This window comes from Methanoregula sp. (assembly GCF_049690535.1).
Taxonomy (GTDB): domain Archaea; phylum Halobacteriota; class Methanomicrobia; order Methanomicrobiales; family Methanospirillaceae; genus Methanoregula.
On record NZ_JBAVMX010000135.1, the window covers coordinates 1 to 19,634 of the forward strand.

Below are 19,634 nucleotides of genomic sequence, written 5' to 3' on the forward strand. Positions count from 1 at the left end.
AGATGACAACCTGGAGGTTGACATCGTCTCCCGGGGAAAACTCGTTGGTCCCCGCGATATACACGCTCAGGTCGGGGCTGCCGGTCATGAATTTCGTACCGGCCAGCACCGGCGAGACGGCGAGCAGCGCAAGCACAACAGATGCGATGCACAGAAACCGCAGTGCGCTGATGCGGTGTCCTGAAGAATGGTTGTAAGCCCCGTCAGAATGCCTGTTGACAGGTGATATTTTTCCACTTATTTCACTCATGCAGATCCTCGAAAATGTTATACAAATCTTAGTCCATTTTGCAATTCTTACCATATATATTCCGATCCCACATTCCCCGCCGGCCTCAAAACTTCCTCCTGAAACTTCGATTTCATCATACGTTTGCTGCGCCTGTACAAGATGCCCGACATGATTTTAACGTCCGGTTGTTAATGGACATTTTTTAGAGCGCCCGATATTACCTGTCATGAACAACTCTCCTGTTTTTTAAACACTACTCAAGTGTGCGTCTGAAGGTGACGATGCCAAGGACAATCATTGCCGTCGAGAAAACCAAAAGGGCAACAAGATCGATCCCGATTACGTTAAGCCCCTGATTCCTGAGGATGATGCTCCGCAGGGCATGGATCCCGTAATATTCGGGGTTGATGACGGTGATCCAGCGCAGCCAGCCCGGCATCCCGATGACCGGATAAAAAGCACCTGAGGTCATGAACAGGATGAGGTTGAGGAAGGCGATGACGGATGAGTACTCCTGCTGGGACGCGAACCGGGATGCAAAGGAGACAACGAGGCTCGTCACCCCGACACAGGCGATAAGGATCACCAGCAGGACCAGCAGAAAGTCCTGGAAACTCTGGAGGATGATACCGGTGACCAGCAGATCGATCCAGAAAATGGTAAATCCGGCGATAAATGCCCTCACGGTACCACTCGAGATGATCCCCATGATGATACTGGAACGTTTGATCGGCGTGACCAGGTACCCTTCGTGGATACCGTTCTCACGGTCCTTGATGAGTGCAATACCCCCCCCAAACATGGTGGCGGTAAAGATAGCCATCATGATCACACCTACGCCAAAGAACTGGAGGTACTTAATGTCCCCGTAGATCTTGTCGACCGTGACCGGGTTGTGCGCCCCGAGACCGAGAAGGACCTGGTTTACCGCCGCTTCAACAAGCGGTGGCGTTATGGAATCGGAACTATCCACATACAGTCTCACAGCGTTGTCGTTTGAGACCGATGAAGGAAAGACGATCACGGCCGATAGTTTTCCGTTAGCCAGATCCTGTTTGGCTGCCGCCTCATCTGCATAAACCGTAACGTCCAGCAGTTTGTCGGCATCAGTCTGGCTGATATGGTTGAGCTGGTATACTGCCTCTGTAAAGAGCGGCGTATCATTGTAGGGTGGTACTTCCTGTACGACACCGACCGGAATGTGGCTGAGGGTTCCCCCGAACGCATTCCCGAAGATCACCAGGTACATGATGGGCATAAAAAGTGTCATCATGATGATGAACGGGTTGCTCAGGAACTTCTTGAAATCCCGTTTGAAGATGGCGATGGCGCTTCGCATCATAAGGGCCGCCTCCCTCCTTTACCTGGTGTTTCCTGCTCGTCGCCATTGTTGAGCCCCTTCCCGGTCAGGTAGATGAAGATGTCCTCAAGCGAGGGAGAGCGGATCGAGATAGAGATGATGGGTATGGCGTACTGCTCGAATACAGCAAGAATAGCGGGGATCACCCGGCTGCCATTTGTCGCTGATATGGTAACGGTGTGCTCGACAACCGAGACTGCGTTAACCAGGGTGACGTTACGGATCGCTTCTTCGGCGTGCGGGTCCATGTGGTCCACACCGATCTCAATGAGGTCCCCGGCCGGGATCAGTTTCCTAAGATTTTCCATGGTATCGAGAGCGATCAGCTTTCCGCGTTCAACAAAAGCGATCCGGCCGCAGAGTTTTTCTGCCTCATCCATGTAGTGTGTCGTGAGAATGATTGTCGTGTGCTCTGCGTTGAGCATCATGATCTGCTGCCAGACCTCCCTTCTTGCCTCGGGATCAAGGCCGATCGTGGGTTCGTCCAGGAAAAGGATAAGCGGCCGGTGGATGAATGCCCGGACGATCTCGAGCTTGCGCTTCATGCCCCCGGAAAACGTGCCAACTGGCATATATGCCCTATCGGCAAGGCCGGCCATTTTTAAGAGTTCCCAGATCCGGTCCGGGAGGATGTTATCCGGGACGTTTTCGAGTTTCCCGTAGAATTCGAGATTATCGTATGCGGTCAGTTCGGAATCGCTGGTGTAGTTCTGTGCGCATACTCCGATAATCTCCCGGATCTTTTCAGGGTCTTTGGTGATATCGTAATTATTAACAAATGCCTGTCCCGATGTCGGGGAGAGAAGGGTCGTGAGGATCCGTATGAGGGTGCTCTTTCCTGCACCGTTTGCCCCGAGAAGCCCGAAGATCTCTCCGCGATTTACGTCAAACGAGACGTCATTTACGGCAGTTACGGTCTTCGTCTTCCCGGCAAAGACCTTGGAGAGGTGGTTGATCCGTATGATGGCAGTTCCATCATCTACGCGTCCGTCCCCGGAAAAGAGGGGTATACTGCTGTCCGGGACGTAGTCGGATCCGTACGTGCCGGTTTCGTTTTTTTCATCATCGGTTGCGGGTAAGTTTTCGTGACTGAAAAGATGCACGTTTATCTCTCCTGCTGGAGTTTTGCGAGGATCTGGTTCGCTTCTTCGATCGCAGCACACAGTTTTCGGACATCCTGGTCATCAAGACTGGTGAAGTTTTCTTTGAGATCCTTTTTGTACCACGAAATCGATTCTTTAAGGTATTTTTTACCTTTCTCTGTTATTGTGAGATTGATCACCCGGCGATCCTGGGAATCCGGCTGGCGCTCCACCAACCCATCAGCGATCATCAGATCGGCGAGCCGGGTCATGTACGGACGGGAGATATAAAGCTGGCTTCCAATCTCAGACATCGGTACCGATCTGTATTTCATGAGCACCCCGAGCGTGTGGATCTGAGCCAGCTGTACCCCGTTGATCGTATGCCTGTTGCGCATCACGTTCTTGTAGTAGAGGGGTATGAGGGCAAGCAGTGCATCTGCAGCCCGGTCCCTGATATCTTCAGCCATGCGTTCTCAAATCCTGAAACTAGTTTAGCCGCTTAATAGTTAAATAAGTGAACTATTTCTCTAGTGAACTATCTGGAAAATCTGCCTAATCGTGAATGTCATCTGTAGGATCCCACATGACACTTCAGAACCCGGAAGAATAATGTATCCGAAAAGTGACGGCGGATCGGTGAAACGTGGCGCTCGTTTCAGATGATGGATTGCATCAGGATCAGTTCGGCGATCAGCACAACCCCGAACAGAGTTATTACTAGACCGGCAATCCGGTTGATCAGGTGCAGGCGCTCCCGTGTGAGGTAACTTCGCATGGAATCCAGTGTCCCGCAGAGAATAACCCACCAGCCGATCTCTCCAAGTAATACACCGGTAACAAAGATCGCGGGGGTGATCCAGGTGCTTCCGCTGCTCACCACCCAGATGCCCGGGATGACGATGGTAAAGAAGAGGATGGTAAGCGGGTTTGCAAGCGTTATGGCAAGCATCGTGGTAAAGTCAGCAACGTAGGATTCATTCTCGGGAGTTGTGGATATCGCCGGGGGCGCTGCGAACGTGATACGGAGACCTACTGCAATGAGGGCAAGTCCTGCGAACAACCGGAAGAACCACTGGTTCGCCAGCAGGAAGTCAGATATGAGCGCAAAGCCGAAAGCAGTCACCGCCGCATAGAATGCATCGGCAGTGGCAATGCCGAGACCGGACGTGATACCATGCAAGCGTCCATGGGCAAGCGTGCGCTGGATACATAAAATTGCGATTGGACCGACCGGCGCAGCAAGCAGAAGTCCGATGATAATACCATGGATGAACAGTCCGGTCTCCACTTGCATTCACCTTGCAGATTGTCTGTTGCCGGATATGTCGACAGATAAGGGTCGGCACGCAGGACGTCCCTGAGAGATGGACACATCCTGACTCCGGATTTTTTGTCCCTGCACAGACCTGTGTACCGTTACCTGTTGCGTGTCCCGCATCATCAATATGCCACTTGGGTTTGATCTTTAAACGTATCCGTTTAACTCTGTCATAGTTAGATAATCCGACCGCGGGGCAGGGTGAATGAACGTTAATTCAGGAGAAAGCGCCATGTAAGGGCGGCTATGCAGATTACCGAACAGATAACGACAAGTGCGATAGTGATCGCTTTTTCGCGCCCGGTCATATCAGCCCAACGGGATCGCTGCATCTTTGCAAGGTACCCGATAAAAAGGCCGATTGCAGTGCCCGCCATGAGCCCGATCACGGTGACCATGGCAATAGATAGAAAATCAGTACTCATGGAATATATCAATCGTAGATTTGCGCTGCAGGGATATAAAGCACAGCGAGGGTGTTCATGTCGTTCCTGTCGCGGGCATTCATCCGGGTTGGAGGAGAAACTGTGGATCTAAAAAACGGCGGACGGTGGGTATTGCTCGGGAAGTGTGAGGGTTTATGGTGATTTAAGGTGGAATAATATAATCATACGATCCCGGGTTTTCCCGGGACATGGAGAAAATATTATGATCTCACTGCGGTTTTACCGCATCTATGATATCGGCCGGGAGATCGATATCGACTGGCTTGAAAAGTCACTTGCCAGGAATTATTTTACTGCACGTACGAGCTTTGTCCGGGTTAAACCCAAGTCCATCATGCTCGAGTCGTCACCGCTTCTTATCCGAATGCTGCCGGTGACGGTGGAACGGGAGGGACGCTCGTACGAGTTTTCCGCGGTCGCCCGTGTCTACGATATCGGTGTAATCAGCCTCTGTTTTATCTATGATGATGAGCACGCAGACCACCGGGAACTTGAGGATATTGCATTCCGGTTTGCCGGCCAGGAGGGGCTTTCGGATTTCTTCCTCCAGTATCTCAATACGCTGGGGGAGATCATCAAGCCGCACATCAAAAATTTTGCGTTCGACCCGGATTTTTACGAGGATTACACGATCTACGTAACCGACAGGCGGGATGACTCGATCGACCCGGTGCCGTTGCTCCTTGGGGACCGGACCTGTGTCTCACCCCAGATCCGCGAGGACATCCTGAAAAATTCCCTCAGTTACTCAAACGAGGAACTTGCGGTCATCTCCTGGGACTCGGCCCTGCTCTGCGGTCCCGAGAGCCCGACTGATCTCATCGATCTGATCGAGTTTGCAAATGTGCAGGTGCTTGAGCTCCGGTACTATGACCGGGAACTGACCCGTGAGATGGCGCGGATGTACGATGATATCGAGCATGCGGATCGCTTGTCCCTGTTCAGCCGGAACCGTCAGTACCATGCGATCATGAAACACCAGATGAAGACGTCTGCGGAGATCTCGGAGACGATCGAGAAGGTCGACAATCTGATTAAGGTGACCGAGGATATTTACTATGCCCGTGTCTATGCGACGGCACTGAAGATCTTAAGGAGCAGCCAGTGGAGCGAGAGTGTGAGCCGGAAGATCGCGGTGATCCGGGAGAATTACTCGATGCTGTCCGACGAGGTCAGGATCCAGCACTCGAACTTCCTCGAATGGGTCGTGATCATTCTCATCGCGTTCGAGATTGCCGTGATGCTCTTGGAGAGAGTGTGGTAAGCGGGCAAATGCCCGCCCGCATACTTTATTTTCGATGCAGAACACGGTGACTTCCCCCATTTTATCTCCCGTTTCTGCGCCCTGTAAATTCGTTACTTAAAAATATCTGATCTCTGCCCCGGCCATATTTTTTATATCTTCCGGAATCCCCGGAAAACCTATGGCCCACCATACCTTGCGTACCTGGCTTCTGCCCTTGTTCTGCCTCGCAATTCCCCTGAGTGTGGGGATAGTCGGTTCGTTTTTTACCGTGGGGAGCATCCCGGGCTGGTATGCCGGGCTTAACAAACCTGCGATCAATCCACCAGCGTGGGTCTTTGGTCCGGTCTGGACCGTGCTTTACAGTCTGATGGGGCTCTCACTCTACCTTATCCTCCGCTATGGTACTGAACGCGCCTTGATCCAGCGGAGCGTTTTTTTCTTTGCAGCCCAACTGGCACTCAATCTCCTCTGGTCGCTGGTCTTCTTTGGGGGACACGCTATGGCGGCAGCTCTCGTGGTGCTCCTTTTACTTATTGTCCTGATTGCAGCCACGATGCTCACGTTCGGGCGCATTTCACTGCCGGCTGCATGGCTGCTCGTCCCGTACCTCGCCTGGTGCTGTTTTGCTGCGGTCCTCAATATGCAAATCTGGATACTCAACGGAGTGAATGCATAACGTTCAGGGACAACACTCTGGTAATGGCAGCCCTTCACTCCTTAAACCCGGGACAGATCCTGTGGTATGCCGTGGATGCTAAACGACATCATCGGATTACACATAATCCAAGAGAAAATTGCTCTAAAAAAGAAAAAATAATTATACGGTTATGTAATTAGAACCGGGGCTTGCGGTGTTTTGGCAGGCATTCCTGGCAATACACTGGGCGACCTTCGGTTGGCTTAAACGGTACTTCGCACTCTTTTCCACAATCGGAACAGGTGACCTTTGTCATTTCACGTGGGCCGGAGTCTCTGGGACCGCGACCGCCAAAATTGGATGATCCATACATAGCTTTCACATACAGTCAAAAAACTGTGATAGTTAACATGCTGTCCCTGCTTAAGTACTTCTGTATGGTCGCACGGGAAAAACGGTGATTTTTAAGCGTATGCGTGTGCATACGTAGTCCCCGACGGGGATTTGGGATAAAAACGGGTGCCCTCTTTTAGGTCTGGGGCTGCCGGGGCTTCTGGACACTACAGAGCTGGCCGACACTGTTGATACTGTACGATGCGAGAATCATATCATCGCTCATGCTCCGCTCCCCGATTCCGATGCGGGTCAACCGGTCGCGGATCAACCGGATCTTCTTCTCGTTTGTCAGCATATATGAGAAGATAGTTAGCCGTCCGGGACCATGAAACAATGGTTTGCCGGCACTCTTTGCCAGCGAATACACAAATCTTAAAAAAAGCGGCGGATCAGAGATACCGGTTCTTCCGCAGCCAGTCTACCTGGGGCGGCAGGTAGCGGTAGATGATATCGCACTTATCATCCTGGAAACTCCACGGGACAATAATCAGGGTATCCCCTTCCCGGATCCAGACGCGCTTTTTTATCTTCCCCTTGATCCTCCCCATACGGGTGACCCCGTCAAAACAGCGCACACGGATATGGTTTGCCCCCATCATCAGGTCGGCGGAACCAAACATCTCGTTATTCCATTTTTTGGGCAGCCTGACCCGGACAAGTGGCGTCCCGTCAGGATTTACTGCATTGGGATCGAAATCATTGTTCCCTTTTCTCTGGTTATTATCGGTTATACCAACAACTCCTCATATATTAACGGCGTCGGGAATCATTAACATATCCCTCAGGGACCCATGTCCCGGTCTTGTGTCCTTTTCCCTCAGGCCGGATACCCGATGCAGGTTCACCTGCTGAAAGTCCCGTATATTTTTCCCGTCATACTCCCTACAGAACGGGTATGTCCGCACAAGCTACGCCCCCGTCTGCTTCTCATGACACCCCACTATCTGTCATCTCCGGGTTTTTCGGGGGATTTCTTGGCGTAGCCGCAGCCCTTGCGCTCGCCCTCCTTCTCCTCCCCTCAAAACAGTACGTCTCTTTAAGCAATTACCTCCAGATCCTCGCGGCGTTCGCCGGGGCTGCCGTATTCTGTTATTGCTACCTGCGGCATGAGGGCGGGCCGGGCCTGCTCTGGGCGGCCGGGGCGTTTGCCCTCTGGGGTATTGTGAACGTCGCCTGGTATGCCGCGGTCTTTTTCGGGGCCGGAACTTTTTCGTTCCCGAGCCTGATCGACATGGGTTTTGTCGCTGCGATCCTGCTCCTTTCATCGGCATATAACCGGCTCTACCCGAGAAAGCAGGTAGGGGGGCCGGTCCTTCTTGCGCTCCTGTTCCTGATGCTTGTCGTGCCGCTTGCCATCCTTGCCACGGGGGGAATAACCGACAAGACCCTGATGATCCTGCTCTATTTCTTTGCCTGCGGGTCGCTCATCATCACAGCGCTGAACCATTCGTTTACTGAGCACCCGGCAGCGCTTGCCGGGACGATCCTCTTTGCCATTTCGTTCATGATCTACCCGATACGAGAGACCTTCTTTGCCGGGAACGCCGTGCTTGCTATCCTTGGTCCGTGTGTCGCCGCCGGGTTCTCGCTCATTGTCCTCGGGCTCATTCAGAAAGGTAAAGGAACGCACCAGCCTGCCCCGGAGCAACCGGCAGCCGCTCCCCGGGATTTGTAAACCCCGAACCCCCCTCAAAAACGGCACATTTTTTTTGCCTTGGGATACCCGGGCCTCCCTCACGTTAAAACAGGGTCTGCTGCCCGGCGTCCTGCTTCCAGAGCCCCGAGACACGGAGGCCGAGCCGCCGGATCTTCTGCCCTTCACACAGGCTGCGGAGCAGTTCCCCGGCAGAGGACCGAAGCGTTGCCTCGTCGTTATGGTGGTGGAGCAGGGACTTTGATTTGGTTTTTGACACAAACCCTTCGTACCTGACCCGGACTGTGACGGTCTTAAAATGCAGGCCTTCATCGGCAAGCGACTGCGTCACTTCGCGGACGAGCCATTCTATGGTGGCGGCGATCTCGTCAGCGTCGTCCGTGTCACAGGCAAAGGTAGTCTCTTTCGAGATGGACTTTACCCCGTCGCGCTCCACGACTTCACTCTCGTCATGCCCGAGCGCCGCTTCGTGCAGCAGGGCCGCAGAACGCCCGAATGCCCCGATGAGACGCTGGATATTGCATGAGGCGAGGTCGTCGATGGTTTTTATTCCGAGATCTTCGAGGAGTGCGCCGGTTTTCCCGCCGATCCCCGGGATCTTCCGGACCGGCATCGGGGCAAGGAATGCCGGGACATCGTTGGGCTCCACGACCGTCAGGCTGTCGGGTTTGTGGAAATCCGAGGCGATCTTTGCGACGATCTTTGTCGGGGCAACGCCGAGCGAGCAGTTGATCCCGGCCCGGGCCCGGATCTCCTGTTTCAGCTGTGCAGCAAGGTCCCGTGCCGCATCAAAACTCCCGACCGGGCTGATATCGAGAAATGCCTCGTCAATGCTGACCTGCTGGACCCGGTACCCGGTCCCCCGGAAGATGCCCATGATCTCCCCGGACGCCACTGCGTACCGGGCCATGTCGGGCCGGAGGTAGACTGCATCCGGGCAGAGCCGGTACGCCTGCGAGATCGGCATAGCGGACCGCACCCCGAACGCCCGGGCCTCGTACGAGCAGGTGGAGACCACGCCCCTTCCTGATCCTCCCTGCGGGTCGGCGCCGACGATGACCGGCTTCCCGGCTATCTCGGGATGGTCGTGCATCTCGACTGCCGCATAGAAGCAGTCCATATCGGCGTGCAGGATGATCCGCGGACTTGTGGCTCCCGGGTTTTCGCTCACCGTCTCCTCCCGATTGCGTTTGTCATCATTGCCCGGCACCGATCCGTGGTCAGGCTGTCCCTGCGGCACCACCAACTCTCTCCTGCGGATGATGGGGCATGGAAAAATCGCTTAAGGTGCACTGGCGCTGGCGGAGGCTCTCCTTTAAGAGCGTGGTCTCGGTGATGAACCGCTGCATGGGCAGGGTGAAGCGTTCCGAGATGTTGTTTAGTGCCGATTTGAGATCCTCGAACTCGGCTGGCCGTTCCCGCATCGCGTTCCTGACGTTCTCCCGCACGTTAAAGACCCCCATCGGCACATACCCGGGCAGCGCCTCCCGGAGGATGATGGCACCGGCCTGCCGTTGTTCCTGCGCGAGGGCTTCGAGCACCGCCATCTTGCAGGAGTAATAGCAGCCGCCGAGCGGCGAGTAGCCGGTCTTTTTTCTGAACCCCTCGTGATCGGAGAAGACGTACTCCTCGTTCCCGAGCACGTGGAGGAATGCCTCGGTCCACTCGTACTGCCACGCGGTTGGCAGCAGGATCACAGCATACCGGTTGTGCAGGCTTGCATACTCGTACAGGCGCACGGTATCGATCACCGGGCAGGTCTTTACCCGGGTGAGCAGGTTGTCGCCGATCATCGTGTCGCAGGCAGTAATGGACCACCGGGTTGGAACGAGATGCCGATTCGCGTCTCTCCCCATCGTCCCAGCCGAGAACGCCTTCTGGATCGTAGAGAATGGCGTCCCCGTCTGGTGGAGGCCGAGGACCGCATCCCGGGAGAGGAGATCGGTATCGTAGTACACCTTCTCAAGCGAGCGATCCCAGCGCTGTGCCGTAATATCGAAGCGTCCGAGAGGGGCGCTGGGCCCAAAAGGTGTGTGCTCCTCGGAGAATGAAAGGCCGGCGGGCGCGGTCTCAAACGCGGCCTCGCTTTCGATGGAAGTTGCGGAAAGGACAATCTCCTGGAGTTTATTGACAAACCGGTTGTCAATATCGTAGGCGTTATTGAGCATTTTCCCCCGCACAAGGTTCATCCGGTACCCGATGATCTCCTCCTGCGAGTGGTGGCCTGCTATCCAGTCCTCCGGCCGGTCCATGATGCCGGTATCGCCGTGGACAGGTGCGATCATCGGCCCGGCGTAGATGTCCGGGTAATTCCAACTGCCGATAAAAACTGAGGGTGGGGAACTCCCGGTCATCTCCTTTCCCACGTCCACCGATTTCATCTGCATCGTAGCCGCGGTCAGCTGTTTTAAGTATGCCCCTTTCCCGAGGATCATGGTTCATGGAAAGATCCGTAACGGGATATTAAATTCCTTGGGGGTGCGGGGGGAAAGTGACCGGCCTTTTCCCACAGGGGCCATAGTGAGAAAATGATTCATACCCCATGAGCGCCAGACAGATCCATTGTCATGGTATTTTGGGACAGGAAATCCGGCAGGGAACATGCCATTAAAGCAGGAGTCTTTTGTCATGCTTGAACTCCTTGCACAGCAAACGTGGTCGCCGTACGCGGCCGGCGCCGGTATTGGAATTCTGGTCTGCATCTCATTTTTGCTCTCCGATCGTCCCCTTGGGATATCAACGGCATATGCGAAGGTGAGCGGACTTCTGGAAAAAGCACTATCTCATAAAAGGGCAGAAAATGAGTTCTACCGGGAGACTGTGCCCCGTGTTGACTGGATCCTGATGATCCTGCCCGGTGTAATTATCGGGGCATTCCTCTCTGCGATTCTGTCAGGGCAGTTCCATCTCGTCTGGGTACCTGGTCTGTGGGAGACAGCATTTGGTACAAATGCAGCGCTCCGTCTCCTTACTGCGCTTATCGGGGGGATCATCCTTGCCTTCGGTGCACGGTGGGCAAATGGCTGTACGACCGGTCACGGTATCAGCGGTACCAGCCAGCTCTCGCTCTCGGGCATCCTGTTTACTGCCTGTTTTTTTCTTTCGGGAATCGCAACGGCGTTTGTGCTCTCCCGTTTTATCGGGGTGTAAGTAACCCATGACCCTGCTGACACGTCTTCACACGAATGCCCGGCTCCAGCTCGTCATGGGCCTTCTTATCGGAATTGCTTTTGGTTTCCTGCTCCAGAAGAGCGGGGTCACCGATTACAACGTGATACTCGGTCAGTTGCTGCTTCAGGACATGACCTTTTCAAAACTTATGGTTTCTGCGATCATTGTTGCGATGCCCGGTGTTTACCTTCTGGTGCACTTCGGCTGTGCACAGATGCACGTCAAACCCGGAACACTCGGATCGGTTGTGGTTGGTGGGCTCATCTTCGGTACCGGCTTTGCCCTTCTCGGGTACGGCCCGGAGACCGTAGCAGGGGCGGCCGGCACCGGGGCGCTTGATGCCCTTTGCGGAGGGATAATCGGGATGATTCTTGGCTCCGGGCTTTTTGCAGCGCTCTACCCCAAAATAAAGACCCGGTTCCTGAACCGTGGCCCTTTTCCTGCACAGACGCTGCCCGAACTTCTGAACATGAACCCTTGGGTGGCGATTGGTATCGCGGAATTCGTTTTGATCGGAATTCTTATCCTACTGTGAGAAGTTCCTGACGACATAACCTATGTTCAGGGTGGTTTTCAGCCATATAGTCCATTATTCGTATATTGCCGCTTTTTTAATGGAGGATTTCTGGTAATTCCCATAATAGGTGATGGTGTCCGCTGCCGTCCAGTTGATGGTGCAGGCATCAGTCCTATCGGTGCCGGTCGTGATATCCGTCCACTGTTTTCCTGATTCAAGGGCAATTGTCTGGTTACTGTACGTAATATACAGCGTACCGTCAGATGTAAACCCGTTGATCGTCATATTTCCTGAAGTATAGGGAAGGGCATATCCTCCTGAGACCATTCCCGAACTGCCGGTGCCGTAGTCTCCTGACAGGCTTGTGCTTTCCCCATAGATGAGGGTAAGGGAGTCGTTAACCTCAAAAGGTACTACTCCTTCGAGAATCCCTGTGTCAGTGTCGAAGTGGTACGTGGAAAAATTGATCGGCGCCATGGGGCATTTCCCCCCCACCAGCGTGCCGCCATAGTACGTATGGTGGTCGAGAAAAGCGTACTGGTCTCCCTGCGGCATCCCCGAGGGTCGTGGCTGGGACAGGATGCAGCCGGAAACCCCGACAAAAGCCAGTGCAAGTAACAGTGCACAGAGACTCAATCGGAAACCCGGCCGGCTGCTCATATCCATATATTATGCTGGATGCAACATCTCTCTTTTGCACTGGCAGGAGTGATTCCTCTATTAAACCATAAATCCAGACAAAATAAAGAAGATACCGGAATGATCCCGATTCTTTACGGCCTGGTTGTCTTTGCACTTTACATCCTCGCGAATATCTCCGTGTTCTGCCTGTACACGTACGATAAACACATGGCCCGCAACGATGGGTGGCGGATTCCCGAACGTATTCTTCTTGTGGCGGCACTGATCGGGCCGTTTGGCGCATACGGGGCAATGCGCATCTTCCGGCACAAGACAAAAAAAATAAAATTCTACCTGGTACCGGTTTTTATGATCCTTCACATCGCCGGAATGCTATATGTGGCAGTTCTCCTCCTTCATATCTCCCAGTGAATGTCCCGGCATACCAGAACCCTGCTCCTTTAATACCGGGATTTGCCATACTTCTTTGATGCGGACCAACAGGCACCAGTACTTCCTTGACCTTGCACAACGGTGCGCCAACCAGGGCACCTGCCTTCGGCGCAACTTCGGTGCGATCATTGTGGATGAATACAATACCATCGTCTCGACCGGCTACACCGGCGCCCCGCGCAAGCAGATGGACTGCACGGAACTCAACCGGTGCTGGAGAAAAGAGCACAATATCCCCTCGGGCTCGAACTACGAGCGGTGCCGGAGCGTGCATGCCGAGATGAACGCGATGCTCCAGGCAGGAAAACTCGCCCGGGGCTGTACGCTCTACCTTGCGGGATTCGATGTCGCCACCGGGGAACTCACGCAGATCTGGCCGTGCTTCCTGTGCTCGAAAATGATCGTCAATAGTGGAATTACGAATGTTATCATGCGGACGACCCCGGACGAGTGCAAGGAGATGGACCCGATGGTGCTCTACCAGATGCGAAGCCGGGAATCGCTTGGGGAAGATTCCCCGTTATAATCCCTTCTGCAGCTATGCGGCGCCGGTCCGGTATCTGTTCCTAGATGGCACTCGCGTAGGTTTATTCTGGCAGGTTGGTGAGATCGATGTTCCACGTTGCCTCGTAGGGAACCGGGGATGTTCCCTGGAACCTGTATTTGAGGGTCGATCCCTGACTGAGCTGGTTAAGGACACCTTCGGGAAGGGAGATTGTTCCTGTCTGGGTGACTTTGTGACCCGGTGCGATCTGGCTGAAAAAGACCGTCTGCCCGACATATGACTGGCCGATCGGATCATTGAGTGAGGACATAGCGGAGAGGGTCATCGCCTGCTGCCCGGTATTGTCTATGGTAAACGTCACGATTATTGTCTGGTTGTTCTTTATTTCGATGTGATTGATGGCCGCAGTAAATGCGTAATCGTTGTTCTCAAAATTCGCCTGCTGGTTGAGGTTCAGTGTCTGTTGTGAGCCGGGGAGAGACGGAACCGTTGAGGCGCATCCTGCCACGATGATCAAGGCAATGAGTGTCGGCAGGAGAAAAAGCGTTCTCATGGAAAACACTGGTGCATGGTATCATATAAACCTATAGAGGGGCCCATATCCCACAAAAACTATGCTCCCCCACATCCCATGTTTTCCTGACAATGCTCTCTCAATCAATCCCCGTTGTCCTCGTTCATGGCTGGAAGAGTCATCCTGGCATCTGGAACCGGCTCACCCCGCAGCTGAACGAGGCGGGTATCCCCTTCTGGATCTTCGATTACACATCCTTGAACGGTGCATCCATGGAAGAGATTGCGCGAGCCCTTCGGGACTACATCTCTACGCAGCGGGAGGAGCAGGAATATATCGGCAGCATCGACATGGTGTGCCATTCCATCGGCTCCTGCATCACCCGCTACCTGCTTGAGATAATGGATGGCAGCGACCGACACGAGCAGGTGCGCCAGCTCATCGCTATCGGCCCGCCCAACAATGGGTCTTCCCTTGCCGAACTCTTTTGTGACCCGGTAATTGGGCCGGAGATCACCAAAAGACTTGTTGGCACCTTCGTTCCCGAACATTTTGATCCGACCGCCGATATCATCGTCCAGGCCTGCCGGCCGGGGAGCACGACAATGACCGCTCTGCGTAAGGCCGGCATCCGCCCCGATATCGCGTACCGACTCCTCTGCGCAGAAAATACTACGTGTACTCCTTCATTTTTTCCCTGTTTTGAAGGAAAGACCTGTGAATTACAGCCTGACGGAAACTGGCACATGACGTATTCCGGTGACGGCATCGTGCCTCATTCAGATTCGGTTCTTCCTGGTGCGGCCATTGAGATCCTGCCTGCCGATCCCGCAGCGCTTGACGGCGATGCAGCCCAGTACTGCCACATCAGGCTCCCCCGGGCCCCCGAGGTTGTGGAAAGAGTTCTGGGTTACCTTCGCCAGAGTCTCACCACTCCGGGATAACGGGTCGGTCTCATACCGGGTTATTGATCGCCTATAGGTATTTTCGGGACCCGATGTTCAGGCAGCTCTCTTTGCCTCGTTGTAGAGTGACACGAGCGAGATGCTGATCAGGTTGAGCGTGGTTGCACTGTACCACAGGTAGGCTTCCGTTTGCGTCAGCTGCATGATCCAGCCTGACCAGAGCATGAGACAGATAATCGAAAATGAGATCAGGGTGTCCACCGCGAGAAAAAGCATCGGACGGTGCAGAAACCGTCCGAGCTCGGCAAGCGTGCAGTATTCCAGCCGAGTGGGAATATGCAGAAGATCACTTGCTGCACGAATAGCGTTCATAGTAAGATCGGTGGCTGCCCATAGTACTACAATCCACCCAAAACCTGCAATTATAGGATTTGATGGTGTTCCTGCCTTAATGGCGGCAAGACCAAAGAGCCCCTTGAAGATACAGAACGGGATACCAATTGTCAGCGTAAGAAAGAACGGCCGGATAAAGAATTTCTGGATGCGATCCGCTGGATGCATACCGGGGCAGGTTTCCCCACATTCCTGTTTCTGGATCTGTACTGGTGGCATTGGTATGGGACAATGGAATTAGCAGTATCCGTTTTATTGAATTTTCCGTGGCCTGTCAGGTTTCAGTTCTAGATTCGGGCGATCGCCTATGATACTCCGGTGAGCATTAGGGCGGGGAAGAATATGAAGGATTTTGGTACGGGGAATAGCGAACTGGTTACGCGTGGCCATCCCGGTGCAATGGCTACAGCCGGGTACGAGGCATGGTTTTATTATTCCGCAGCGATGAACGCTTGCCTATGTCACCAAGACGCGAACCGGTACCCACGCCCCACGATCACCAGATGCATGATCACGACGCCCATGAAAATGTGCTTGGAAGTCCGGATAAGACCCGTCATGCCGAGCTCCGCGATCACCACCCTGAATCTGGTCCTGCCGTACACCCTCCACATCACCCGCAGAACAAGGCCCCGCTCCCGCCCCGACACAATCCTCACACCGGGCCAGAGAACAAGGCTCTGAATCAGGATCACGGAACGCATGAGGATCGACCACGGCCCGGTAAGATTGCAAAGAAAGGTGACCCCGACAGATCCAAAAAAACAAACCGGTAATTTCATACCATTATGATTACCCCTGCCGGGTTTCTTTTCGGCAATAAGGACTGCTTTTGAACCGATTACTTAGTCTGCCTGTTACCATATACGGCAGAGTGCCGGAAATAGTCCTGCCCGGTTAAGTGCGTCGAAAAGAGGAAACTTACCGGAACCGTACTGCACAGAGCGCAGTCCCGACCGCGATTATGGCAAGGAGAGTGCCTACCGGTGCCGTGGGGGTCGTCGCAGGTGCGGTGACCGGCGTGGTGCCTGCGGTCGTTTCTGGCAGGGATGGAACCGGACTCTGTTCCAGCGTTGCGATGGTTGTGGTTGTCAGGATCGGTTTTGTCGGTCGGGCGGCCACGCCCTCAATCGACACCGAACCTCCGGTCACTGTCGTATCCCCGCGCTGCACGAGAAGCGTCTCGTTGTTTACCGATGTGGGGTTCTCGACCCGGACAGAATATGAAATCATGGCGGTGTTCATGGAAGTCCCGAATGCCACGACTGCCTGTCCTGACTCATCGGTCGTGACCAGCGCGTAATAACTGGTATTAGGCATGAGTGACGAGGAAGGCGCTACATCATCAAGGATCGTACGTCCACCCCCGTTGTAATACCGGTAAGAGCCGATGGTGTAGGGCCCGTTCTCCGGATCCTGCTCCACATTCTCCTGGTTTGGGACAACTATCGGTGGCTGGTCTCCAGCCCCTCCCGACAGCGACCAGGTGCCTGGCAGCCAGACGTAATATGCCGTATTTGGATTTCCCGTTATATCGATGGTGAACTGGTGACCCCTTATCAGTGTGCCCCCGATGCCTGAAGTAGTAGAGATAGCAAGCGCGGGCGCCGCAAGGAGGCAGATACAGCAGGCAGACAGGATAAGGATAACAACAGTAGATTTGACCGACATACTATTACCCCGAGGTGGATTTTTTCCGGTGAGATGACAGTCTACCCCGTGCGGGATAAACATATGCGTTGTGATTTTTTTTAAAAGGGTTCTCTCCTCCAAACACGTGATCGCAGGTTTTTCCTGCCGTACCAATATAATGAGCTTTAAACGTCCCCCGCTCCTATCCGGGATCATATGCACGCAATAGAGGTTTCACATCTGACCAAGAAGTTCGGCGCCCTGACCGCGTTAAACGATGTGAACTTCTCGGTAGATGTGGGAGAAACGTTTGGTTTTCTGGGCCCCAACGGTGCGGGAAAGACCACCACGATCAGGATCCTCACTGGTATTTCTTATCCTACCTCAGGGATCGCGACTATCTTCGGCCACGATATTGGGCGTGACACGATTGCGGCGCGGCTGTCCATGGGGATTGTTTCCGAGACCTCAAATGTCTACGACGACCTGACCGCGTGGCAGAACATGATCTTTTCAGCAGAACTTTATCATGTGGGCCGGGTCGAGCGGGAGAAAAAAGCGGCCAAATTGCTTACCACCTTTGACCTGTACGAGCGGCGCAACGACAAGGTTCATGGTTTTTCCAAAGGTATGAAACGGCGGCTGACGATAGCCATGGGGCTTGTCAACAGCCCGCGCCTGCTTTTCCTTGACGAACCGACATCAGGTCTCGACGTCCAGAGCAATCTCATTATCCGTAATGTGATTACGGGTCTTATCCATGAGGGGGTAACCGTATTTTTGACGACCCATAATATTGAGGAGGCAAACCTGATGTGCGACCGGGTGGCAATCGTGAACCGGGGGAATGTCGCCGCCATCGATGCCCCGGAACGGCTCAAGAAAACGATCCAGAGCGCGCAGTCAATTGTGGTCTCCTTTGACCATGGGTCTGTCGGCCAACTCGAAGAGGTTTGCAGCCTTCCGATGGTCAATGATGCCATAAAGGAAGGAGATAAGTTCCGGCTCTATACGGAAGATCCTGCAACGGTCATTGAATCGGTGATGGAGTATGCCCACTCAAGAAATCTTCGGGTGATCAGCATCTCCACCTTGGGACCAAGCCTTGAGGATGTGTTCATAAAGTTGACCGGTTTGCAGAGAACAGGGGGGGCGATCCATGCCATCGACTGAGGAATGGAAAACCAGCGCATGGTTTGCGCGGTTCAGTCACGAGATCTCCGCAGCGTGGGCGATCTCGCGCAAGGACATGATCACCTACTACATCAAACCCAATATCATCATGATGGGGATACTCTTCCCGCTCTTCATGTTTCTTGCGTTTGCTATCGGGAAGAACGCACCACCCGGCACTCTTATCCCGGGCCTCATCGCGATCACGCTGCTCTTCTCAGCTTCATCGATCGAGCCGGTGTCGATCCCCATTGAGCGGCGGGTTAAAACATTTGACCGGCTGCTCTCGGCACCAATTTCGCTTCATTCACTGGTTTTCGGTGAGAGTCTCAGCGGTTTTCTCTATAGTCTCGGCATTGCATGTCTCCCACTCATAGTTGGGATCATACTGTTTGCCACACCGATTGAACATGCGCCGGTTCTCGTGATTGCAATGGTGCTGACCGCGTTCTGCTTTGCGACACTCGGAACCCTGTTTGCCGCGTACCCCACCGAGAATGTCGGGGAAGTTATGTCGATGCTTAACACGGTCCGGCTGCCGCTCATCTTTATCTCCGGTGTCTTTATCCCGCTATCGGCTATGCCGCAGATCGGCCAGGATATTGCACTTTTCTCCCCTCTAACGTATGGGAACGACATGATCGCATACGCGTATACCGGCACGTCTCTCTTCTCTCCGCTGCTGGATATTGTGGCGCTGCTGATCTTTATTCTGATCTTCCAGTTCGCGGCTAACCGTCTTTATAAAAAATTTAATGAATAGTCAGGATCTCTACAGAACTACAGAGAAACCGGGTCAATCACACCCTGAATTTTTTTATCGTTTTTCCGAGACCGTAGGCCTGATAGACAAAAGGGTAATTTAAGTGCGGCGGGATATCCTGCTGCCCGCGCACGAGACTGGTGATGGAAAAAGCCTATCCTGAAAATGGCAAATTACCGGTATAGCAAAACATGGATGGGGGAGCACGAGAACCATGAGGGCTTCCCGGTCAGGTATATGTAGGGATTGTAAAACGCAAAAAAGACGGGGAATGCCCTTACATCTTTGACTGGTCAAAGGTAATGTTTGCCCCGGCGGGAACATTCCGTTTCCGTCCCTTGGCGTCCGGGAAGAAATCTTTGGATTTTTCCTTATGGGATTTCCGGTTGGGATCGTCACGCTTTGCGGCTTCCTCTTCTGCATGAATGCCAAGGAAGCAGTCCACCGGGTTTTTCCCACCCTGACAAAGATCATTCTTTTTGTCCTCACATTCGCTGCACCCGGGAACATGGGAAGGGAGAAGATGGGGGAAGTGGATCTGCCAGAGGTTGGGATCTATCTTCCCCTCTTCGAGGAATTTTTTTATGTGCCGTGGCGTATACTTCATGGTTCG

At 53.7% G+C, this 19,634-nt stretch carries 26 protein-coding genes and 1 pseudogene; 10 read left to right on the forward strand and 17 right to left on the reverse strand.

Going from position 1 to position 19,634, the window contains the following annotated elements:
• The 6 genes and pseudogenes from WCE46_RS10610 to WCE46_RS10635 all read right to left on the reverse strand — a co-directional run.
• A pseudogene (locus WCE46_RS10610) lies at positions 1-250 on the reverse strand (hypothetical protein); the annotation flags it as partial.
• Positions 251-485: 235 nt separating this feature from the next.
• Positions 486-1,574 carry an ABC transporter permease gene (locus WCE46_RS10615; RefSeq protein ID WP_424733692.1) on the reverse strand — a complete coding sequence of 363 codons (1,089 nt, stop codon included), beginning with the start codon at positions 1,572-1,574 and terminating at the stop codon, positions 486-488.
• Positions 1,571-2,695: an ABC transporter ATP-binding protein gene (locus WCE46_RS10620; RefSeq protein ID WP_424733693.1), complete on the reverse strand. Its 1,125-nt coding sequence runs from the start codon at positions 2,693-2,695 to the stop codon at positions 1,571-1,573. The genes WCE46_RS10615 and WCE46_RS10620 overlap by 4 nt, the downstream gene beginning before the upstream one ends.
• Positions 2,696-2,697: 2 nt before the next feature.
• Positions 2,698-3,144, reverse strand: a complete 447-nt coding sequence (locus WCE46_RS10625; protein ID WP_424733694.1) for a MarR family winged helix-turn-helix transcriptional regulator — start codon at positions 3,142-3,144, stop codon at positions 2,698-2,700.
• A 188-nt stretch (positions 3,145-3,332) separates the two neighbouring features.
• Positions 3,333-3,965 (reverse strand): LysE family translocator, encoded by a 633-nt coding sequence (locus tag WCE46_RS10630; RefSeq protein WP_424733695.1) that lies wholly within the window; start codon positions 3,963-3,965, stop codon positions 3,333-3,335.
• A 242-nt stretch (positions 3,966-4,207) separates the two neighbouring features.
• Positions 4,208-4,420 (reverse strand): hypothetical protein, encoded by a 213-nt coding sequence (locus WCE46_RS10635; RefSeq protein ID WP_424733696.1) that lies wholly within the window; start codon positions 4,418-4,420, stop codon positions 4,208-4,210.
• Positions 4,421-4,643: 223 nt separating this feature from the next.
• Here WCE46_RS10635 and WCE46_RS10640 point away from each other — a divergent pair, with 223 nt between their 5' ends.
• Positions 4,644-5,705 carry a hypothetical protein gene (locus tag WCE46_RS10640; protein WP_424733697.1) on the forward strand — a complete coding sequence of 354 codons (1,062 nt, stop codon included), beginning with the start codon at positions 4,644-4,646 and terminating at the stop codon, positions 5,703-5,705.
• A 160-nt stretch (positions 5,706-5,865) separates the two neighbouring features.
• On the forward strand, positions 5,866-6,363 hold the full coding sequence (locus WCE46_RS10645; RefSeq protein ID WP_424733698.1) for a TspO/MBR family protein: 498 nt from the start codon (positions 5,866-5,868) through the stop codon (positions 6,361-6,363).
• 157 nt (positions 6,364-6,520) lie between these two features.
• Here the strand turns inward: WCE46_RS10645 and WCE46_RS10650 are convergent, their stop codons facing one another.
• The 3 genes from WCE46_RS10650 to eif1A all read right to left on the reverse strand — a co-directional run bounded on the left by WCE46_RS10650 (position 6,521) and on the right by eif1A (position 7,451).
• On the reverse strand, positions 6,521-6,697 hold the full coding sequence (locus WCE46_RS10650) for a CxxC-x17-CxxC domain-containing protein (protein WP_292427250.1): 177 nt from the start codon (positions 6,695-6,697) through the stop codon (positions 6,521-6,523).
• Between the two features lie 156 nt (positions 6,698-6,853).
• Positions 6,854-7,015 carry a hypothetical protein gene (locus WCE46_RS10655; RefSeq protein WP_424733699.1) on the reverse strand — a complete coding sequence of 54 codons (162 nt, stop codon included), beginning with the start codon at positions 7,013-7,015 and terminating at the stop codon, positions 6,854-6,856.
• A gap of 94 nt (positions 7,016-7,109) precedes the next feature.
• Complete coding sequence (gene eif1A / locus WCE46_RS10660) at positions 7,110-7,451, reverse strand: translation initiation factor eIF-1A (RefSeq protein ID WP_424733738.1); 342 nt, start codon at positions 7,449-7,451, stop codon at positions 7,110-7,112.
• Between the two features lie 164 nt (positions 7,452-7,615).
• On the opposite strand from eif1A, the gene WCE46_RS10665 reads away from it, so the two are divergent.
• Positions 7,616-8,395, forward strand: coding sequence for a hypothetical protein (locus tag WCE46_RS10665; RefSeq protein ID WP_424733700.1), 780 nt, complete (start codon positions 7,616-7,618; stop codon positions 8,393-8,395).
• Between the two features lie 64 nt (positions 8,396-8,459).
• Here WCE46_RS10665 and dinB read toward each other — a convergent pair whose 3' ends face one another.
• Together dinB and WCE46_RS10675 are read right to left on the reverse strand one after the other, a co-directional pair.
• Complete coding sequence (dinB, locus tag WCE46_RS10670) at positions 8,460-9,545, reverse strand: DNA polymerase IV (RefSeq protein ID WP_424733701.1); 1,086 nt, start codon at positions 9,543-9,545, stop codon at positions 8,460-8,462.
• 49 nt (positions 9,546-9,594) lie between these two features.
• On the reverse strand, positions 9,595-10,809 hold the full coding sequence (locus WCE46_RS10675) for an Nre family DNA repair protein (protein ID WP_424733702.1): 1,215 nt from the start codon (positions 10,807-10,809) through the stop codon (positions 9,595-9,597).
• 166 nt (positions 10,810-10,975) lie between these two features.
• Here WCE46_RS10675 and WCE46_RS10680 point away from each other — a divergent pair, with 166 nt between their 5' ends.
• Together WCE46_RS10680 and WCE46_RS10685 are read left to right on the forward strand one after the other, a co-directional pair.
• Positions 10,976-11,524 carry a YeeE/YedE thiosulfate transporter family protein gene (locus tag WCE46_RS10680; RefSeq protein WP_424733703.1) on the forward strand — a complete coding sequence of 183 codons (549 nt, stop codon included), beginning with the start codon at positions 10,976-10,978 and terminating at the stop codon, positions 11,522-11,524.
• A gap of 7 nt (positions 11,525-11,531) precedes the next feature.
• Positions 11,532-12,080, forward strand: coding sequence for a YeeE/YedE thiosulfate transporter family protein (locus WCE46_RS10685; protein WP_424733704.1), 549 nt, complete (start codon positions 11,532-11,534; stop codon positions 12,078-12,080).
• Positions 12,081-12,134: 54 nt separating this feature from the next.
• Here the strand turns inward: WCE46_RS10685 and WCE46_RS10690 are convergent, their stop codons facing one another.
• Complete coding sequence (locus WCE46_RS10690; protein WP_424733705.1) at positions 12,135-12,698, reverse strand: hypothetical protein; 564 nt, start codon at positions 12,696-12,698, stop codon at positions 12,135-12,137.
• Between the two features lie 123 nt (positions 12,699-12,821).
• On the opposite strand from WCE46_RS10690, the gene WCE46_RS10695 reads away from it, so the two are divergent.
• On the forward strand, positions 12,822-13,115 hold the full coding sequence (locus WCE46_RS10695; RefSeq protein WP_424733706.1) for a DUF1294 domain-containing protein: 294 nt from the start codon (positions 12,822-12,824) through the stop codon (positions 13,113-13,115).
• Positions 13,116-13,173: 58 nt separating this feature from the next.
• Entirely contained in the window at positions 13,174-13,662 is a 489-nt protein-coding gene (locus WCE46_RS10700) for a deoxycytidylate deaminase (protein ID WP_424733707.1), read from the forward strand.
• Positions 13,663-13,723: 61 nt separating this feature from the next.
• Here the strand turns inward: WCE46_RS10700 and WCE46_RS10705 are convergent, their stop codons facing one another.
• Positions 13,724-14,194, reverse strand: a complete 471-nt coding sequence (locus tag WCE46_RS10705) for a hypothetical protein (protein ID WP_424733708.1) — start codon at positions 14,192-14,194, stop codon at positions 13,724-13,726.
• Positions 14,195-14,286: 92 nt separating this feature from the next.
• Between WCE46_RS10705 and WCE46_RS10710 the strand changes: the two genes are divergently transcribed.
• Positions 14,287-15,099, forward strand: coding sequence for an esterase/lipase family protein (locus WCE46_RS10710; RefSeq protein ID WP_424733709.1), 813 nt, complete (start codon positions 14,287-14,289; stop codon positions 15,097-15,099).
• A 57-nt stretch (positions 15,100-15,156) separates the two neighbouring features.
• Here the strand turns inward: WCE46_RS10710 and WCE46_RS10715 are convergent, their stop codons facing one another.
• The 3 genes from WCE46_RS10715 to WCE46_RS10725 form a co-directional block, all read right to left on the reverse strand.
• Positions 15,157-15,621 (reverse strand): hypothetical protein, encoded by a 465-nt coding sequence (locus tag WCE46_RS10715; RefSeq protein ID WP_424733710.1) that lies wholly within the window; start codon positions 15,619-15,621, stop codon positions 15,157-15,159.
• Between the two features lie 293 nt (positions 15,622-15,914).
• Positions 15,915-16,148 carry a hypothetical protein gene (locus WCE46_RS10720; RefSeq protein WP_424733711.1) on the reverse strand — a complete coding sequence of 78 codons (234 nt, stop codon included), beginning with the start codon at positions 16,146-16,148 and terminating at the stop codon, positions 15,915-15,917.
• Between the two features lie 226 nt (positions 16,149-16,374).
• Complete coding sequence (locus tag WCE46_RS10725) at positions 16,375-17,124, reverse strand: hypothetical protein (protein WP_424733712.1); 750 nt, start codon at positions 17,122-17,124, stop codon at positions 16,375-16,377.
• A gap of 177 nt (positions 17,125-17,301) precedes the next feature.
• Between WCE46_RS10725 and WCE46_RS10730 the strand changes: the two genes are divergently transcribed.
• Complete coding sequence (locus WCE46_RS10730) at positions 17,302-18,258, forward strand: ATP-binding cassette domain-containing protein (RefSeq protein WP_424733713.1); 957 nt, start codon at positions 17,302-17,304, stop codon at positions 18,256-18,258.
• On the forward strand, positions 18,245-19,021 hold the full coding sequence (locus WCE46_RS10735) for an ABC transporter permease (RefSeq protein WP_424733714.1): 777 nt from the start codon (positions 18,245-18,247) through the stop codon (positions 19,019-19,021). Before WCE46_RS10730 ends, WCE46_RS10735 begins: the two co-directional genes overlap by 14 nt.
• Before the next feature lie 277 nt (positions 19,022-19,298).
• On the opposite strand, the gene WCE46_RS10740 is transcribed toward WCE46_RS10735, so the two are convergent.
• The gene (locus WCE46_RS10740) at positions 19,299-19,628 is read right to left on the reverse strand and encodes a hypothetical protein (RefSeq protein ID WP_424733715.1); all 330 of its coding nucleotides are present in this window, start codon (positions 19,626-19,628) and stop codon (positions 19,299-19,301) included.
• Positions 19,629-19,634: the final 6 nt, after the last annotated feature.

Coding starts and splice junctions, on each gene's coding strand:
- WCE46_RS10650 (WP_292427250.1), bottom strand. CDS start 6,697: ATGTATGGATCATCCAATTTTGGCGGTCGCGGTCCCAGAGACTCCGGC.
- WCE46_RS10675 (WP_424733702.1), bottom strand. CDS start 10,809: ATGATCCTCGGGAAAGGGGCATACTTAAAACAGCTGACCGCGGCTACG.
- WCE46_RS10735 (WP_424733714.1), top strand. CDS start 18,245: ATGCCATCGACTGAGGAATGGAAAACCAGCGCATGGTTTGCGCGGTTC.
- WCE46_RS10710 (WP_424733709.1), top strand. CDS start 14,287: ATGCTCTCTCAATCAATCCCCGTTGTCCTCGTTCATGGCTGGAAGAGT.
- WCE46_RS10715 (WP_424733710.1), bottom strand. CDS start 15,621: ATGCATCCAGCGGATCGCATCCAGAAATTCTTTATCCGGCCGTTCTTT.
- WCE46_RS10680 (WP_424733703.1), top strand. CDS start 10,976: ATGCCATTAAAGCAGGAGTCTTTTGTCATGCTTGAACTCCTTGCACAG.
- WCE46_RS10695 (WP_424733706.1), top strand. CDS start 12,822: ATGATCCCGATTCTTTACGGCCTGGTTGTCTTTGCACTTTACATCCTC.
- WCE46_RS10740 (WP_424733715.1), bottom strand. CDS start 19,628: ATGAAGTATACGCCACGGCACATAAAAAAATTCCTCGAAGAGGGGAAG.
- WCE46_RS10640 (WP_424733697.1), top strand. CDS start 4,644: ATGATCTCACTGCGGTTTTACCGCATCTATGATATCGGCCGGGAGATC.
- WCE46_RS10705 (WP_424733708.1), bottom strand. CDS start 14,194: ATGAGAACGCTTTTTCTCCTGCCGACACTCATTGCCTTGATCATCGTG.
- WCE46_RS10635 (WP_424733696.1), bottom strand. CDS start 4,420: ATGAGTACTGATTTTCTATCTATTGCCATGGTCACCGTGATCGGGCTC.
- WCE46_RS10655 (WP_424733699.1), bottom strand. CDS start 7,015: ATGCTGACAAACGAGAAGAAGATCCGGTTGATCCGCGACCGGTTGACC.
- WCE46_RS10730 (WP_424733713.1), top strand. CDS start 17,302: ATGCACGCAATAGAGGTTTCACATCTGACCAAGAAGTTCGGCGCCCTG.
- WCE46_RS10700 (WP_424733707.1), top strand. CDS start 13,174: ATGCGGACCAACAGGCACCAGTACTTCCTTGACCTTGCACAACGGTGC.
- WCE46_RS10645 (WP_424733698.1), top strand. CDS start 5,866: ATGGCCCACCATACCTTGCGTACCTGGCTTCTGCCCTTGTTCTGCCTC.
- WCE46_RS10665 (WP_424733700.1), top strand. CDS start 7,616: ATGTCCGCACAAGCTACGCCCCCGTCTGCTTCTCATGACACCCCACTA.
- WCE46_RS10725 (WP_424733712.1), bottom strand. CDS start 17,124: ATGTCGGTCAAATCTACTGTTGTTATCCTTATCCTGTCTGCCTGCTGT.
- WCE46_RS10625 (WP_424733694.1), bottom strand. CDS start 3,144: ATGGCTGAAGATATCAGGGACCGGGCTGCAGATGCACTGCTTGCCCTC.
- WCE46_RS10685 (WP_424733704.1), top strand. CDS start 11,532: ATGACCCTGCTGACACGTCTTCACACGAATGCCCGGCTCCAGCTCGTC.
- WCE46_RS10615 (WP_424733692.1), bottom strand. CDS start 1,574: ATGATGCGAAGCGCCATCGCCATCTTCAAACGGGATTTCAAGAAGTTC.